The following is a 15,515-nucleotide window of genomic DNA, read 5'->3' on the forward strand; positions in this document are numbered from 1 at the left end:
TTGGTTGATGTGTTCGTCTCGGACCTTGTTCGATAACCACCTCCTCTGTCGGACAACGGTTGTCGTGGTGTGCGGTCGGCGCGGAGGGTCACGTTGATGTGGTGACGGCCGGTCGGGCCTGCGCCCATCGCCAAGACCGGCGAGTTCGTGACTTGCTTCGCCTGAACGCGACCGGACGACGCGCTGTTCTGCGTGCACCGACCGGTCGAGCCGACGTGGACGAGGGAGTTCACAGACCTCGATTCCGTGCCGCACCAACCACGTCCGATCCGCTGCCGACCAGGCGATGCTCTCGTCGAGAATTGGACGGCAAAAGCCTGCGGCCGGACGGGCGTTGGTCGCAGTCCGGATGCTCTCGCCCGCGTCGAAGTCGGTCGAGAGTTGCTCTCCTACAACAGTTGTCATCGTTCACCTCCGGCGGCAAAGGATGCTGTCGACACCAAAATAGCACCACGGACCGAATAGTGCTAGCGATCTTCGCCAACGAATGCTAGAAGATATGGCGAACATCGTCACGACGAGAAGGTAAGGAGGACACCATGACTGACAGATGTCGGGTTCATCGCGGAACGGCTGGGGCGGCCATCGCCGTGGACATGTCCACCTTCCCGCCCCCGCCGCCCTGGCGGCCGGACGACCGACCCCTGGCATCCCAGAGTGGCGACGAAGGTCCGCTGTGGCCGATCCTCATCGTGCTCGCCGCGTTGATCGTCCTGCTGGCGGTCGACGTGGCGACTCGGCACTGGTGGAGTTGACGCGACGTCGGTCCCGGCACAGCCCGACCAAGCCCTACACGCTTCGCACGAACGGGAAGGTGGAGCGGTTCAACGGCGCACTGGCCCGGGAATCGGCCTACGTCCGCGAGCCCGCCTCGGACGCGCTCGACGGGATAACGGCGATGAATCGCTTGCGCGACGCGCCGACGAAGCGGCCAATGAGAGCTTGTAGTGAGGGGCCTCGGAGAGCCGCTGCCGTGCCTAGAATCGTTGGGTATGACCGCTTCCGCGTATCCCCAGCTGATGTCGCTGAAGCAGTGGCGTGCGTTGCCGGAGACACCCGAGCGGCGGGTCGAGCTTCAGGAAGGCCTGGCGGGCGCGTCTCCCCGTCCCACCCCCGCACATTCCCGCGCGGCGTCCCGGTTGTGGCAGCAGTTGGCCGCGCAGCTTCCGGACGGCTTCGAGGCGTTGCAAGAGGTCGAGGTGGTCATCGACGCGGCCACGCCGGCAACGGTGCGGATTCCTGATGTGATTGTCCGGCGCACCGATGCCGATGACTCGATGATTACCGCTGACCAGGTGATGTTGGCCGTTGAGGTTGTCTCGCCGGGCTCGCGACGCACCGATCACGTGATGAAGCGCAGTGAATACGCCGACGCCGGCATTGCCCACTATTGGATCGTCGACCTTGATTCCCCGGCCACCATCACCGTTCTCACGCTGGGCCCCAATGGGTATGTCGGTGACCAGCACAGCGGCGAGGTGACGGTGGAATCACCGTTCCCGGTGGCGGTCGCCCTCGACACCACGTAATCCCGGCGCTGAGAGGGGTCCCGGTATGCGCGGGCCGCTGCGAGGGACACCCGGCACAACCACCAACGGCCCTGATCGCGCTTCCTGGTCATGCATGCGGTTTTGTACTGCCTGCAGGAGTACTCCCAATCGTGTTAAGGGGAACGTTTCCCTGCCTCCAAACGAGAAGGGGCACACTCCACAAGAGTCGGTCCAGTGCCTCGGAAGAGGACAGTCGGCTCGTCGCGGGATTCGTACACGGCCAGCCGATCTCGGAGGTCTTCGATCTCATCAAGCAGGCCGTCGTAGCGTTCCGGCGACAGCACGATCGCGGCCGGCTTGCCGTGGTTCGAGATCACCGTTGGCTCATCGTCGGCGTCTCGGATCAGCTCGGACAGCTTGGCCTTCGCCTCGCGGATGGAATAGCTCGTCGGGTGTAGACCTCCCTTCGGTGGCCGATACGAACGACCACGATGACGAGTTCGCCGTCGTCAATGGTGTAGACGTGGTAGTTGCCGACGCGGATGCGGTAGCTGTCGGTGGTCCCGACAGCTTGGCCACGCCGTGCGGACGCGGATTGTCGGGCAGCGACTTGATCGAGTCGCTGATGAGCTTCTGCTCGACGCGAGGGAGCTTGCCCAGCGACTTTGCCGCGCTGGTCGTGATCCTCAGCTCGTATCCGCTCATGATCGTAGTCCACCAATGTGGACCACATCGGGGAAGCGATTGTGGACCACATTCGTGGACCATCTAACGGCTCCCAGTCATCGCCCAGGACCGCGGCGAGACGGCCCCGGAGGTCGTCTGCCTCGGCTCGTTTGCCGAAGGGTTACTCCGTTGACCTCGACGGCCAGCGCCATCAGCTCGGGGTCCGGTGGCACCCACGCCGGATTGGTGGCCATCGCGTTCGCCTGGCGCCGGCGCATGAGCACGCGGACGCTCTCGGTAGCGGCTCGCAAAAGATCCCGGTCGGGCACGGTTCCGGGTGGGTAAAGTGTGTGTCAGTGCCGATCCGGGGGAGCCGAATCGGTAAACCCGCTGGTTGTGGAGCCGCCCAGGGGAATCGAACCCCTGACCTATTCATTACGAGTGAATTGCTCTACCGACTGAGCTAGGGCGGCGTGCTGCGCTAGGCAGCGCTGACGAGTGTAGCGAGTCGCGGGCGCCGAACAAAAACCGCCTCGGATCAGGCGGGAAAGTCCGCGCCGCACGGCACGGGCACCGGACGCCGCGGATCGAGGGCGCCCTGCACCAGGGCGCCGACGGTCGGGGAGTAGATCATCCCCAGATGCCCGACCACCGAGTGCGGACATACCGACTCGACGACGATGTTGGTGACATTGGGCGCCGGGTCCATCAGTGCGTTGGCCAGCGGAAACACCACCTCGTCGTGGGTGCTGGCGAGGTTGACGTAGCGGATTCCCGGGTGCAGGGGCCCGTTGTCGCCCTGGCCGGTCGGCGGCGGGGCGGTCCGGGGCGCCCATGGAGAGTTCGAATACCCGCGGTTGGGCGCCGACACGTCGACGATCGTCGCGATCTGATCGGCCTTGCCGGGCACCTGGGTGACCAGTTGCGCGATCGCCCCACCTTGCGAGTGCCCGACGAGGTCGACCTTCGTCGCGCCGGTCCGTGCGCGCACCGCGTCGATGAACGACGCCACCTCGCGCGTCGACTCGGACTTGTCGACCAGCGCCCCGATGTTCGCGCTCCACGGCGTCTGTCCGTAGGTCAGACTGAACACGCAGAAACCGGCGTTGGCCAGCGTCGGAGCGAGATAGGCCCACGCCGAGAGCTGGTTCGACGCGGTGCCGTGCAGCAGGATCACCGGATCTCGGCCGTGGCGGTCGGTGCAGTGGTCGAGGTTGGCGCCCGGGGGTGAGGTGGTCGCCGGACGTAGATAGCCCGCGGCCTGTGCGGCGATGACGTCGGTGGTCACCGGAAACGGGGCGGCCGATGCCGCGGTGGCGCCGAGGACGCCCCCGCCCACTGCCGCCAGAAGTGCCGCCGCCGCGACGATCAGGGTCCGCATCCGCGCCCGATGACGTGTGGTCATCGTGTGAGTATGACGCCTACGACGCCGCGAATTGCTCGGAAATCTGGGTCAACCGCACGCTGTTGCCCGACGGATCACGGAAGCCCGCATCGATGCCGTACGGCCGCGACTCCGGTGCCTCGGTGAATTCGACGCCGCGTGCCGACAGATCCTCGTAGGCGGCCTGGCAGTTGTCGGTGGTGAGGAAGATGGTGCCGGCGAAGCCCTTGGCGGTGAGATCGGCGATCTCGGTCTGCGTGGTGCCGTCGATCATCGGCGGACCAGGGATGGCCATCAGGACGATCGACACGTCGTCCTGTCCGGGCGGGCCGACGGTCAGCCACCGGAAGCCGCCCATCTCGGGCATCGTCACGTCCTGGCGGACCTCGAGGCCGACCTTGCCGGTCCAGAAGTCGAGTGCGGCGTCCTGGTCGTGCACCCAGAGCTGAGCGCTGGCGATGCGAATCATGATGTGAGCCTTCCTGGTTGGTGCTCGTCGAGAGGTGGTTCTCGAGTGATCTCAGCCTAGGAGTCCGCGGTGTGCGTGGTCTTCTTCCCCTGTGCTGTGTTCGGGTCGGCCGTGCGGGAGGTGGGCGCCGGCCGGGTGAACACGCGCAGGACACATGCCGGCACATGGGCTTGATCGCCCGCGGGCGGGAACGACGCGCGATAGGCGGTCGGGGTCTTGCCGTAGGCGCGGGCGAAGCTCGTCGTGAACGAACCGACACTGCGGAGCCCGACGGCGATGCAGATGTCGGTGACACTGCGATCGGTGTTGCGCAGCATCGACGCCGCGCGTTCGAGTCGTCGGGTCTGCAGATAGGCGTGCGGGGTCTCGCCGTAGGCCGAGGTGAATGCGCGGGAGAAGTGTGCGCGTGAGAGTCGGGCGGCGGCTGCCATGTCGTCGACGGTCAGCGGCTCGGCGAACCGCGCGTCGACGAGTTCCTTGGCACGCAGGAGGTAGCGGGCCGGCGGCGGCGAGGGCATGGATCCGATTATGGGCTCGACACCTACTCGCTGGGGGACTCGCGACGAAGGAATTCCTCACCCCGCGGTGACAACTCGTAGCCGACCTCGAGGCTGTGGGTGAGTCCGAGCTTCTTGAGTTTGCGCACGTCGAGCTTGAAATCCGGCCGCGGACGGCCCACCTCGGCGGCCAGTTCGGTGGACACGACTCCCGGTCGACGGGCGATGAGCGTCAGTACTTCTCGCGTCCACGGGCCGTGCGGTGCGCGGGAATCGAGCCGATCCAGGCGTGTGCGCAGATCGGCGAGATCGGCCGCGGAGAGCGCTGCATCGTTGCGCAAGGCGATCCGTGGGTCGGGACCGGCGTGCCGCAAGCCGATGCGGAAGACGGGATCATCGGTGCGGCGCAAGGCTTTACGTGCCTGTTCGGCGGTGTCGAAACCGGCGCGGTGCGCGTCGGCGTCGGAGATCTCGGAATCGGTGACCTGCTCGACCGACGTGATCTCGATGAGTTCACCCTGACTGACGAATCGCGAACCGGGATGCAGACGCGGCGCCGACCACCGACGGAAGGCCAGGTCGACCTCTCCCTCGACGATCCGTGGCATCAGCCGGGCCGGGATCAGCATGAGAGCAGCGTAATCCCGGCGATGCCCGAAACGACGGTGTTCGTCAACGGTGATCGGCCGTATGGTCGGGTAATGAGCGACAACTCCTACACCCCACTGACCGCCGCCGAGGTCACCGCCGCCGTCGCCGACCCGTGGCGGGTCATCGCCAACGCCCTGCAGGTGGCTTACCGGACCCGGAACATGGTGACCGGCGGGCGATTCGTCGCGCGCATCATCGACGCCGCCGAGGAGGCCAACCACCATCCCGACATCGATCTGCGCTACGGGTCGGTGCACCTGTCCCTCACCACGCACAGCGAGCATCGGATGACCGATGCCGACGTCGCATTGGCGAACCGGATCGCCGACATCGCCCGCGAGATGGATCTCGAACCGTTCGCCGCTCCGCCCGCGCGTTTCGAACTCGCGATCGACGCTCTGGACATCACCGCGATCCGCTCGTTCTGGAAGACGATCCTCGGCTACGACGACGACCCCGACGACACGCTCGACCTCGTCGACCCCACCGGCATTCTTCCCGCGGTCTGGTTCCAGCAGATGGATTCGCCACGGCCGCAACGCAGTCGGATGCACGTCGACCTATGGCTTCCGCACGATGAGGTGCAGGAACGGATGGCTGCGGCCATCGACGCCGGCGGACACCTGGTCACCGACGCCTACGCTCCGTCGTTCTGGGTGCTCGCCGACGCCGAGGGCAACGAGATCTGCCTGTGCACGTGGCAGGACCGCGAAGAATCCGACTGATCGGCCGGTGTTCGCCGTCGACTCACGTTCGGCGAGTTGTCGGCGCGGTGGGTCAGTCCTCGGCGCTCGCCGCTGCCGCGACGGCCGCGGCCACCGCCGGTGCGACCCGCGGGTCGAGCGGGCTCGGCACGATCTTGTCCACCGCGAGATCCTCGGCAACCACCGACAGAATCGCCTCTGCGGCAGCCAGTTTCATACTCTCGGTGATGCGGGTGGCACCGGCGTCGAGCGCCCCGGCGAACACCCCGGGGAAGGCGAGCACGTTGTTGATCTGATTCGGGAAGTCGCTGCGCCCGGTGGCGACAACCGCGGCGTGCTTGGCGGCGATCTCCGGGTGGATCTCCGGGTCCGGGTTGGACAGCGCGAAGATGATGGCGTCGTCGTTCATCGACGCGATCACACTCTCGTCGATCGTGCCCGCCGACACCCCGATGAACACGTCCGCGCCGGCGAGCGCCTCGGCCGCACCGCCGAGGAGTCCGCGTGGGTTGGTGCGCGCGGCGAGATCCTCCTTGAACTCGTTGAGACCGTCGCGGCCCTCCGACACGATGCCCTTCGAGTCGAGCACGACGACGTCGGAGATCCCGGATGCGAGAAGGATGTTGGCGCACGCGACGCCGGCGGCGCCGGCACCGGAGATCACCACCCGCAGGTCGGTGAGCCCGCGGTCGAGCAAACGGACCGCGCCCTTGAGCGCGGCGAGCACGACGATCGCGGTGCCGTGCTGGTCGTCGTGCATGACCGGGCAGTCGAGGGCCTCGATGACGCGTCGTTCGATCTCGAAGCAGCGCGGCGCGGAGATGTCCTCGAGGTTCACCGCACCGAAGCTCGGGCGCAGACGCACCAGCGTCTCGACGATCTCGTCGGGGTCCTTGGTGTCGAGGACGATCGGGATCGAGTTGAGCCCGGCGAACGTCCGGAACAGCGCCGACTTGCCCTCCATCACCGGCAGCGATGCGCGCGGACCGATGTCGCCGAGCCCCAGGACCGCCGAGCCGTCGCTGACCACGGCGACGAGTCGATCGGTCCAGGTGTATTTGTTGACCAGCTCGGCTTCGGTGTCGATCGCGCGCGAGACCTGGGCCACGCCGGGGGTGTAGGCGATCGACAGATCTCGTTGGGTCTGGATCGGGGAGCGCAGTTCCACCGAGAGTTTGCCGCCCACGTGGGCCAGGAAGATCTCCTCGTCGGTGATCGGATGATCGGCGATGGTCGGTTCGCCGATGCGGTGTGCGGTGTTGTCTTCCGTGCTCGTCACGGTCATGTCCTCCTGCTCGGGTGGCGACGACGCCACCGGCTGTGAGCGCGAATCGGCGACGATGACGATCCGGCGCGTGGACCGCGCGGTCGTGTGGACCGGCCGCGGGATGACTGAAAGTCTCCCACTCGCGCATCACTCCCCGGTCACAGTGGTCCGGGTGCGGTGATCCAGGCAACAAATCGGTGGTGGCTGCTGTGGTCCGGCGGCTAGCATGCAACTTGTGTCTATGTTGTATTCGTCTGCTGCCTCGGCCTCCGATCGGGTGTATGACGAGGTCAAGGAGCTGATCCTGACCAACGAGATCTCCGGCGGCGAGCTGATCAGCGAGGGGGAGGTCGCCCAGCGCTGCGAGGTCAGTCGCACCCCGGTCCGCGAGGCCTTCCTGCGTCTGCAGGCCGAGGGGTGGATGCGCCTCTATCCCAAACGTGGGGCCCTCGTGGTTCCGGTCACCGACCGCGATGCCCGCGACGTCGTCGACGCACGCCAACTCCTCGAGGGCCATGCGGTGCGCGCGGTCGTCGCCGCCGATTCGGCGACGGCACGACTCGTCGAGTCGCTGCGCCGCAATCTCGAGGAGCACCGGCTCGTCGAACACGACGACATCGCCCGGTTCTCGCGGGTCGACGCCGAATTCCACCAGCACATCGTGGCCGCCGGTGACAACGCGCTGCTCGCCGGCTTCTTCACCGGCCTCGGCGAACGCCATCGCCGGATGACCACCACGAGCGTGCGCCGCGACCCGGCGATCGCGCAGAGCATCCTCGCCGACCACGCCGAACTCCTCGTTCTCATCGAACGCCGCGACGCCGACGGCTTCGACGCCGCGCTGCGCCGTCACCTCAGTGACGTCCACGACCTGCCGGGGGATCCGCGATGACCCTGACGACCACATCGACCACCGCTCCCGAGGGCATCGCACGCCGCGCCACCTGGCCGGCCGTCGCACTCGCGGTGTTCGCCTCCGCCTGGGGCGGAAACGAATTCACGCCACTGCTGGTGATGTACCGCCAGAGCGGCGAGTTCTCCGCCGTGGCCGTGGATGCGCTGCTGTTCCTCTATGTCCTCGGCATCGTGCCCGCGTTACTCATCGGCGGACCGCTCTCGGATCGACTCGGTCGCCGACCACTGATGTTGCCCGCACCGATCTTCGCCGCACTCGGCTCGCTGCTCCTGGCGTTCGGCGCCCATTCGATCGCGCTGCTGTCGGTGGGGCGGGTGTTCAGCGGTGTGGCCCTGGGACTTTCGATGGCGGTCGGCGGTAGCTGGATCACCGAGCTCAGCGTCCGCGCCGGTGACCGTGCGGCCGCGGGCGCTCGACGCGGCGCCATGAGCCTGACCGCGGGCTTCGGCGTTGGCGCGGGCGTCGCCGGTGCACTCGCCCAATGGGCACCGTGGCCGCACGTGCTGGCCTATGCGGTGAACATCGCGATCGCCGCCATCGCCGTGCTGCTGATCCTGCGGGTTCCCGAAACCCGCGAGCGACAACAGAATCCGGGGCGGCTCGTCGACGATCTGAAGATCCCGTCGGCCGGGCACCGACGGTTCCTGCTCGTCGTGTTACCGGTGGCGCCGTGGGTGTTCGGTGCGTGTGCCACGGCATATGCGGTGATCCCGGCGTTGATGTCGGTGCGCACGTCCGGTGCGCCCATCGCCTTCGCCGCGCTGTGCTGTGTCCTCGGACTGGCCGCCGGTTTCGGTATCCAGTCGGTGGGGCGCCGCATCGACGACCCCGACGGTGTCCGCGGGGTCGTCAGCGCCCTGGTGGTGCTCGCGATCGGAATGGGCTTGGCGGCGTTGGCTGCTCACGTGTTGACGATCTGGCTGTCCCTCGTCGCCGCGACCGTGCTGGGCTGTGGATACGGCATGGCGATGATCGCGGGGCTGTTGGAGGTCCAGAGGATATCCGGTCCCGAGGACCTGGCGGGTCTGAGCGCGGTGTTCTACGGCGTCACCTATCTGGGTTTCGCGGTCCCGGCCGTGTTGGCCTGGCTCTCACAGACATTCGGCGCCCTGACCTATCCGGAGATGTTCCTGTTCGGTGTGGGGGCGGCACTGGTGTGCCTGGCGATCGTGGGGGTCGGTCACCGGATGCACCGGCCCGACCTCGACGATCGTGCGGCAGGCGATCAGGCGGGCGACGCGGGTTCGACTCCCTGACCCAACGCTGCACGCAGGCGGCGGAGCTGATCGGCGTCGAGTGAACGCAGTTGTGGCGGAGCCGGATCGGGGACGGCCGCCACGACGTCGAGCACCGCGCGCCCGGCATCGGTCAGGTGCACGTACTTGCACCGTCGATCCTGCTCGGTGACCTTGCGGACGACGTAGCCCGCCGACTCGAGGTCGGAGACCGCCACCGAGACCGCGGGCGGATCCATCGTGGCCGCGCGGGCGAGTTCCTTGAGCGGCGTCGGTCCCTGTGCCACCCGTCGGAGCACCCGGATTCGGCTGAACGGCAAGCCGGTTGCCGCGACCACGTCGCGACGCCACGGGTCGCGGGAGTCGAAGACGAGGGTGATCATCGCCTGCCAGACGTCGTCGACGAGGGCGTCGATCGTCGTCGCATCGGTGTCGTGGTCAGACATCGGCGGTCTCCGGTTCGATGAGGCGTGCCGAGACGTCGGCGGCGGTGTTCTGTCCCCAGCGTGTCGTCGACACCAGACCCAGGACGAGGATGATCGCGCTGAAGATGACCACCAGGATCCACATGGGGTGCATGTCGGCGGTGAACTCCGGCCCGATCCCGGACGCGGCGACGCCGGTGATGCTGCCGGCCAGCGCGACTCCGATGCTCACTCCGACCTGCCGGCTGGTGGAGGCGACCGCCGACGCGGCGCCGGCGCGATGGCGCGGCATCCCGCTGACCGCGGAGTTGGTGATCGGCGCGTTGATCGCACCGAAGCCGATGCCGAAGACGGCGAAGATGATTCCGATCGTCACCAGCGAGGTGTCCCGCTCGATGGTCGTCATCAGCGCCGAACTGATCAACATGGCAATCCCGGCCAGCACCAGAGACGGTCGGGTGCCGAAGCGGCCGACGGCACGCCCGGACAGCGGCGAGAGGATCAACACCGCCACTGCGGGCGGCAGCAGCATGGCGCCGGTCTGGATCGCCGACAGACCGCGCACGTCCTGCAGGTACAGCGACATCAGGAACAGGAACGCACCCCAACTCGCGAATGCGCAGACCGCGATCAGCGTGGCCGAGGAGAACGGCACACTACGGAAGAACCGCAGATCGATGAAGGGGTCGATGTGGTGCCGTTCGGCGATCAGGAACCCGACGAAAGCCAGTGCGGCAACGATGAACACGGCGATGGTCGCGGGAGAGCCCCACCCCTGGACCGGCCCCTCGATCAATCCGTAGACCACCGCGGCCAGGGTGATCACCGCGAGCACCTGCCCGATCGGGTCGAGGGTCCGCATCACCGGCGAGCGTGATTCGGGCACGTAGATCGCGGTCAGCGCGATCGCTGCGGCGCAGATCGGCAGGTTCACCCAGAAGACCGCACGCCAGTCGATGAGATCGATGAGCACGCCGCCGATCATCGGGCCGAGCGCCATCGAGATGCCGACCACCGCGCCCCACATGCCGATGGCGCGAGCACGTTCCTTGGGCTCGACGAAGACCTGCGTGATGATCGACATCGCGACCGGGTTGAGCATGGACCCGCCGATGGCCTGCAGTGCGCGGGCGACGACGAGCACCGCCACCGAGGGTGCCAGACTGCAGGCCAGTGAGCCCAGTGCGAAGATCGTCAGCCCGATCTGGAACATGCGTTTGCGTCCGTAGCGGTCGGCCGTCGCGCCCGAGAGCATCAGCAGGGCGGCCAGGACCAGCGTGTAGATGTCGATGACCCATTGCAGTGACGACACCGACGCATGCAATTCGGTGCGGATCGACGGGAGCGCGACGTTCACGATCGTCGCGTCCATCGAGACGATCAGCAGGCTCATGCAACAGGTCGCCAGGATGATCATCTTATGGCGCGGGGTCAGCTCCGCCGCGGAGATGCTTGTGGACATACAAAGATTGTAGAACTACAAGTATCTCGAGGCGAGCGTCTCATTTCGGACATCGGCCCTTTGGGCCGGCGCCGGGGAGCTCGTGTTCAGGCGTCGGGGTAGCCGTTCGGATTGTTCGACTGCCACCGCCAGGTGTCAGCGCACATGTCGTCGATCGTCTTCGTCGCATACCAGCGCAGGTCGGCGTTGGCGCGCGACGGGTCGGCGTAGGAGGCGGCGATGTCGCCGGGGCGTCGCGGGGCGATCTCGTAGGGGATCTCCCGGCCGCTGGCCCGCTCAAAGGCCTTGATCACCTCGAGAACCGAAATCCCTTGGCCCGTACCGAGATTCCACACCGACATCGGCTCGCCGTGGCTGCCGACGCGTTCGAGTGCCGCCACGTGACCGGCTGCAAGATCGTCGACGTGGATGTAGTCGCGGACACCCGTGCCGTCGGGGGTGGGGTAGTCGTCACCGAACACCGACAACTTCTCGCGTCGCCCGACGGCGACCTGCGCGACGAAGGGCATGAGGTTGTTGGGGATGCCGGAGGGGTCCTCGCCGATCTGTCCGCTGGGATGCGCGCCGACGGGGTTGAAGTAGCGCAGTGCCGCGATCCGCCACGACTCGTCGGACGCGGCGACGTCCCGCAGGACCTGTTCGATCATCACCTTGGTCCACCCGTACGGGTTGGTGGCCGAGGTCGGCGAGTCCTCGGTCATCGGCAGGACCGGCTCGGCGCCGTACACCGTCGCCGACGACGAGAACACCAGTGTGTGTACATCGTGGCGGCGCATGGCGCGTAGCAGCGAGAACGTCGAGTCGAGGTTGTTCTGGTAGTAGTCGAGCGGTTTGGCGACCGACTCGCCGACCGCCTTGAACCCCGCGAAATGAATGACCGCGTCGATCTGCTCACCGGCGAAGAGATGTTCGGTCTTGTCGTAGTCGGTCAGGTTGAACGCATGAACCGGCAGGTGGACCCCGGTGAGCGCCTCGAGCCGACCGATCACCGTCGGTTTGGCATTGGAGAAGTCGTCGACGATCACCACATCGTGGCCGGCCTCGACGAGTTTGATCACCGTGTGGGAGCCGATGTAGCCGGCACCGCCGCTGACGAGTACGCGCATGAGCACCACGGTAGAAGGTCGGGCTGGGAAGTGCTCGTGCGGCCGGTGTGTGCTGGATGTGTTGCACCGGCTCGGTCAGTGGTCGCTCGTGACCGCGATCGACGCCGGGGAGTATTCGACCGGACCGTATCGCCACGGCAGCACCCCGGTGCGGTGCACGACGTGGCCGACGGTGATCTCGACGGTCCGTTCGTCCGGCGTCGCATACCGCACCGTGGCGCGGCCGGTGATCTGCAGCAACGCACCCGTATCGAAGTCGGGGACGGTCAGTCCGGCGCGGTCGTCGAGTTCCAGGTTGCCCAGGCTGTTGAACATGGCGTTGCCGGGATGATCGGCGAAACGGATGACGGTTCCGTCGGGGCTGCACTGCAGGAAGCCGGGCATCCCGCCGCGATGCGAGCAGTCCGCCCCGAAGCCGGGTGCGATGGTCGCGAGGACGGCGGTGTCGGCGCGATCCAGTAGCTCGATGTCGGCCTCCGTCAGGTGCGCGGTGTCGGTGCGTGTGGTCGGCACGACGGGGTCGGTGCCGACCGCCGGTCGGTGTGGTCGACTCTGAATGTACTTGGGGCAGTTGGCATAGCACTGGTCGACGTGAACGCGTATGCCGTCGGTGTCGGGGTGGACGGTGCCGTTGATGCGCGCCCGTCGGCGCCGGGTGAGGTCGATGGCCAGCAGCCCGACCTCGGATCCAGCGTCGAGGTCGCGCAGGGGATCGTCGGCCGCCGGATACGGCAGGTGCAGTGTGGTGTCGTCGACGACCTCGATCAGACCGGCGTCGCCGACGAGTGTCGACGCCCAGATGCGTTGTGCCGCATCCGCACCGCTCAGGTGAATCCATGACTGATCGGCGAGGAAGCCGATCAGCGGTGTCGGCATGCTCGATCGGATGGTGCGTGCCATGCGGGCGCCGGCCGCGGCCAGGCCGGCGCTGCGTTGGGCGGCCAGTTCACCGGCGTGGAAGCCGGTGGCCATCAGAAGAAACCGCAGCTGGGGGTGCCGTCGTCGCGGGTGGGATGGATCTGCGCGCCCTCGGCGGTGCAGATCTCGATCCGGATGCCGTCGGGGTCGGTGAAGAAGATCCCGCCGGAGGTCATCCCGGGCATGTGCGCGAGGATCTCGTCATAGATCAACGGCACGTCCCGCGAACGCAGGAATGCCTGTGCGGCTTCGACATCGGAGATCGAGGGCACGTTGAAGGCGAAATGGTGCAGACCGGCCATGGCCGTCGGGAATTCGTCGGCGCTCTGCTGCCACAGCGTCAGGATCAACTCGGCGCCGCGCCCGAGGAACGCGAATTCCCGTCCGGGCTCGTCGCTGCGTCCCAGCACGTCGAAACCGAAGACGCCCGAGTAGAAATCGACCGATCTCGCCAGGTCGGTGACGTTGAGCGCGACGTGTCCGGTCGCGGCCACCTGCAGTGGTGAGGTCTCGGATGTGGGTGCGGACATGATGCCTCCTGGCTGGTCACCGTCGGCGGGATGCTGCCGGTGTAACTGTCTAAATGACGTTAGGGGGTTAGTGGTCGTGGCGCAAGGGGGTGTGCGCGCAAGTGCCGACCCGCCTTTACCCTGGGATCATGACCTCGCAGGCCGATCCACGCCCGCTCCTCGGCGAGCCGCTCCCGCTGGATCTTCTCGACACCCATTGGATCGAGGGTGGCCGCCTGCAGGATCTGCTGGAAACCGTTGGCGGCGTCGAGATCTGGCTCCGTTCGGCGATCATCGACGAGCGGTACCGGCCGGAGCGGGCCGACGCGGCGTTGCGTGCGGCGTTGTGTACGACGCGGGAGGCGATCGCCTCGGTGGCCCGGCGGCCCGCCGAGGAAGAGTCTCGTTCAGCGCTCAATGACGTTCTGGCCCATGGGCATCGCGAGCTGTCACTCGGCGCCGACGGGGTACACGACGAACTCGTCGTCGACGATCCGGCGTGGACGGTGCCGTGGCTCGCCGCCGAAGGCTATCTCGACCTTCTGGCGCGGGTGCCCGACCGGATTCGGCAATGTCAGCACCCGCAGTGTGTGCTCTGGTATCTCGACACCAGCCGTTCGGGGACGCGGCGGTGGTGTTCGATGGCGATCTGCGGCAACCGCACCAAGGCGCGACGGCATCAGCAGGCGCAGGCCGGGAGCTGACCGAGACCGCGCGTCGGGCTATCCCAGGATCTTCTCGGTGACCGAGTACTTCTGTTCGGCGCTCGTCTTGGCCGCACGCCACCAGTCGGGATGCTCGCGATACCAGTCGATCGTTGCCGCCAGTCCGGAGCGGAAGTCCACATACTGTGGCCGCCAACCCAATTCGGTGCGCAACCGCGTGGAGTCGATCGCGTAGCGGCGGTCGTGGCCGGGCCGATCGGTGACGAAGTCGAACGCGTCGCGCGGTTGCCCGAGCAACTCCAGGATGGTCTCGACGACGGTGCGGTTGTCGACCTCACCGTCGGCGCCGATGAGGTAGGTCTCGCCGATGCGGCCGGCGTCGATGATGGTCCACACGGCGTCGTTGTGGTCGTCGACGTGAATCCAGTCGCGCACGTTGCGTCCGTCGCCGTAGAGGCGGGGCCGCACCCCGGACAGGACGTTGGTGATCTGACGCGGGATGAACTTCTCCACGTGCTGATACGGCCCGTAGTTGTTGGAGCAGTTCGACAGCGTCGCGGCCACGCCGAACGAGCGCACCCAGGCACGAACGAGCAGGTCGCTGCCGGCCTTGGTGGAGCTGTAGGGGCTCGACGGGTTGTAGGGGGTCTGCTCGGTGAAGCGTGCCGGGTCGTCGAGTTCGAGGTCGCCGTAGACCTCGTCGGTGCTGATGTGGTGGTAGCGCACCCGGTGTCGGCGGACCGCCTCGAGAAGGGTGTAGGTGCCCACGAGGTTGGTCTGCACGAAGGCCGACGGATCGGCCAGGGAGTTGTCGTTGTGTGATTCGGCGGCGAAGTGCACGACGAGGTCGGAGTCGGCGACCAGCCGTTCGACCAGCGGGGCGTCGGTGATGTCGCCTTCGACGAGCTCGACGGAGTCGGCGACCGGCTCGAGAGTCGCGGGATTGGCCGCGTAGGTCAGCTTGTCCAGCACCCGGATTCGGGCGTCGGGGCGATTCTCGACGGTGCGCAGCACGAAGTTCGCGCCGATGAATCCGGCGCCCCCGGTGACCAGCACGCGCATGTGAGTCGAGCCCTTCGGTGTCGGAGACAGATGACGATGCAGACGATGATGACGCTGTAGAGGATACCGAGAGAGTCCGACTTCGGCCC

Annotated in this window: 19 protein-coding genes and 1 tRNA gene; 6 read left to right on the forward strand and 14 right to left on the reverse strand. The window is 67.0% G+C overall.

All coding sequences use genetic code 11. The features are described from left to right. The first annotated feature begins 539 nt into the window (after window positions 1-539). Complete coding sequence (locus AC5ZH6_RS04015) at window positions 540-755, forward strand: hypothetical protein (RefSeq protein WP_006372371.1); 216 nt, start codon at window positions 540-542, stop codon at window positions 753-755. Between the two features lie 237 nt (window positions 756-992). Then, window positions 993-1,529: a Uma2 family endonuclease gene (locus AC5ZH6_RS04020; protein WP_035728791.1), complete on the forward strand. Its 537-nt coding sequence runs from the start codon at window positions 993-995 to the stop codon at window positions 1,527-1,529. Window positions 1,530-1,663: 134 nt separating this feature from the next. On the opposite strand, the gene AC5ZH6_RS04025 is transcribed toward AC5ZH6_RS04020, so the two are convergent. The 7 genes from AC5ZH6_RS04025 to AC5ZH6_RS04055 form a co-directional block, all read right to left on the reverse strand. After that, window positions 1,664-1,927 (reverse strand): type II toxin-antitoxin system Phd/YefM family antitoxin, encoded by a 264-nt coding sequence (locus tag AC5ZH6_RS04025; protein ID WP_353954494.1) that lies wholly within the window; start codon window positions 1,925-1,927, stop codon window positions 1,664-1,666. Beyond that, entirely contained in the window at window positions 1,894-2,247 is a 354-nt protein-coding gene (locus tag AC5ZH6_RS04030; RefSeq protein ID WP_353954493.1) for a type II toxin-antitoxin system RelE/ParE family toxin, read from the reverse strand. Before AC5ZH6_RS04030 ends, AC5ZH6_RS04025 begins: the two co-directional genes overlap by 34 nt. Before the next feature lie 306 nt (window positions 2,248-2,553). Next, window positions 2,554-2,629 (reverse strand) — tRNA-Thr (locus tag AC5ZH6_RS04035). A gap of 65 nt (window positions 2,630-2,694) precedes the next feature. Further along, window positions 2,695-3,537 carry an esterase/lipase family protein gene (locus tag AC5ZH6_RS04040; protein ID WP_265078009.1) on the reverse strand — a complete coding sequence of 281 codons (843 nt, stop codon included), beginning with the start codon at window positions 3,535-3,537 and terminating at the stop codon, window positions 2,695-2,697. A 40-nt stretch (window positions 3,538-3,577) separates the two neighbouring features. Continuing rightward, a complete protein-coding gene (locus AC5ZH6_RS04045) occupies window positions 3,578-4,009 on the reverse strand; it encodes a VOC family protein (RefSeq protein ID WP_006372375.1) in 432 nt (143 codons plus the stop codon). A 56-nt stretch (window positions 4,010-4,065) separates the two neighbouring features. Continuing rightward, window positions 4,066-4,527, reverse strand: coding sequence for a helix-turn-helix domain-containing protein (locus AC5ZH6_RS04050; RefSeq protein WP_014358802.1), 462 nt, complete (start codon window positions 4,525-4,527; stop codon window positions 4,066-4,068). A gap of 23 nt (window positions 4,528-4,550) precedes the next feature. Beyond that, the gene (locus AC5ZH6_RS04055; RefSeq protein ID WP_014358803.1) at window positions 4,551-5,135 is read right to left on the reverse strand and encodes an ASCH domain-containing protein; all 585 of its coding nucleotides are present in this window, start codon (window positions 5,133-5,135) and stop codon (window positions 4,551-4,553) included. Between the two features lie 72 nt (window positions 5,136-5,207). On the opposite strand from AC5ZH6_RS04055, the gene AC5ZH6_RS04060 reads away from it, so the two are divergent. Then, window positions 5,208-5,882 (forward strand): 4a-hydroxytetrahydrobiopterin dehydratase, encoded by a 675-nt coding sequence (locus AC5ZH6_RS04060; RefSeq protein WP_094601806.1) that lies wholly within the window; start codon window positions 5,208-5,210, stop codon window positions 5,880-5,882. A 52-nt stretch (window positions 5,883-5,934) separates the two neighbouring features. Here the strand turns inward: AC5ZH6_RS04060 and AC5ZH6_RS04065 are convergent, their stop codons facing one another. Next, complete coding sequence (locus tag AC5ZH6_RS04065; RefSeq protein ID WP_265077440.1) at window positions 5,935-7,146, reverse strand: NAD(P)-dependent malic enzyme; 1,212 nt, start codon at window positions 7,144-7,146, stop codon at window positions 5,935-5,937. Between the two features lie 223 nt (window positions 7,147-7,369). Between AC5ZH6_RS04065 and AC5ZH6_RS04070 the strand changes: the two genes are divergently transcribed. After that, on the forward strand, window positions 7,370-8,020 hold the full coding sequence (locus tag AC5ZH6_RS04070; RefSeq protein WP_265078010.1) for a GntR family transcriptional regulator: 651 nt from the start codon (window positions 7,370-7,372) through the stop codon (window positions 8,018-8,020). After that, window positions 8,017-9,300, forward strand: coding sequence for an MFS transporter (locus tag AC5ZH6_RS04075; protein WP_265077441.1), 1,284 nt, complete (start codon window positions 8,017-8,019; stop codon window positions 9,298-9,300). Before AC5ZH6_RS04070 ends, AC5ZH6_RS04075 begins: the two co-directional genes overlap by 4 nt. Here the strand turns inward: AC5ZH6_RS04075 and AC5ZH6_RS04080 are convergent. The 5 genes from AC5ZH6_RS04080 to AC5ZH6_RS04100 all read right to left on the reverse strand — a co-directional run bounded on the left by AC5ZH6_RS04080 (window position 9,270) and on the right by AC5ZH6_RS04100 (window position 13,720). Then, on the reverse strand, window positions 9,270-9,725 hold the full coding sequence (locus AC5ZH6_RS04080; protein WP_020172446.1) for a MarR family winged helix-turn-helix transcriptional regulator: 456 nt from the start codon (window positions 9,723-9,725) through the stop codon (window positions 9,270-9,272). The two genes, AC5ZH6_RS04075 and AC5ZH6_RS04080, sit on opposite strands and share 31 nt — an antisense overlap. Then, window positions 9,718-11,166 carry an MFS transporter gene (locus AC5ZH6_RS04085; protein ID WP_006372384.1) on the reverse strand — a complete coding sequence of 483 codons (1,449 nt, stop codon included), beginning with the start codon at window positions 11,164-11,166 and terminating at the stop codon, window positions 9,718-9,720. Before AC5ZH6_RS04085 ends, AC5ZH6_RS04080 begins: the two co-directional genes overlap by 8 nt. Before the next feature lie 86 nt (window positions 11,167-11,252). Then, complete coding sequence (galE, locus tag AC5ZH6_RS04090; protein WP_094602160.1) at window positions 11,253-12,272, reverse strand: UDP-glucose 4-epimerase GalE; 1,020 nt, start codon at window positions 12,270-12,272, stop codon at window positions 11,253-11,255. Between the two features lie 75 nt (window positions 12,273-12,347). Continuing rightward, the gene (locus AC5ZH6_RS04095; protein WP_094601809.1) at window positions 12,348-13,244 is read right to left on the reverse strand and encodes a pyridoxamine 5'-phosphate oxidase family protein; all 897 of its coding nucleotides are present in this window, start codon (window positions 13,242-13,244) and stop codon (window positions 12,348-12,350) included. Further along, a complete protein-coding gene (locus AC5ZH6_RS04100; protein ID WP_094601810.1) occupies window positions 13,244-13,720 on the reverse strand; it encodes a VOC family protein in 477 nt (158 codons plus the stop codon). Before AC5ZH6_RS04100 ends, AC5ZH6_RS04095 begins: the two co-directional genes overlap by 1 nt. Window positions 13,721-13,848: 128 nt before the next feature. Between AC5ZH6_RS04100 and AC5ZH6_RS04105 the strand changes: the two genes are divergently transcribed. After that, window positions 13,849-14,403, forward strand: coding sequence for a CGNR zinc finger domain-containing protein (locus tag AC5ZH6_RS04105; protein WP_094601811.1), 555 nt, complete (start codon window positions 13,849-13,851; stop codon window positions 14,401-14,403). A gap of 18 nt (window positions 14,404-14,421) precedes the next feature. On the opposite strand, the gene rfbB is transcribed toward AC5ZH6_RS04105, so the two are convergent. Next, complete coding sequence (gene rfbB / locus AC5ZH6_RS04110) at window positions 14,422-15,426, reverse strand: dTDP-glucose 4,6-dehydratase (RefSeq protein WP_496168504.1); 1,005 nt, start codon at window positions 15,424-15,426, stop codon at window positions 14,422-14,424. Between the last annotated feature and the right edge of the window lie 89 nt (window positions 15,427-15,515).

This window comes from Gordonia sp. YC-XJ4 (assembly GCF_059511865.1).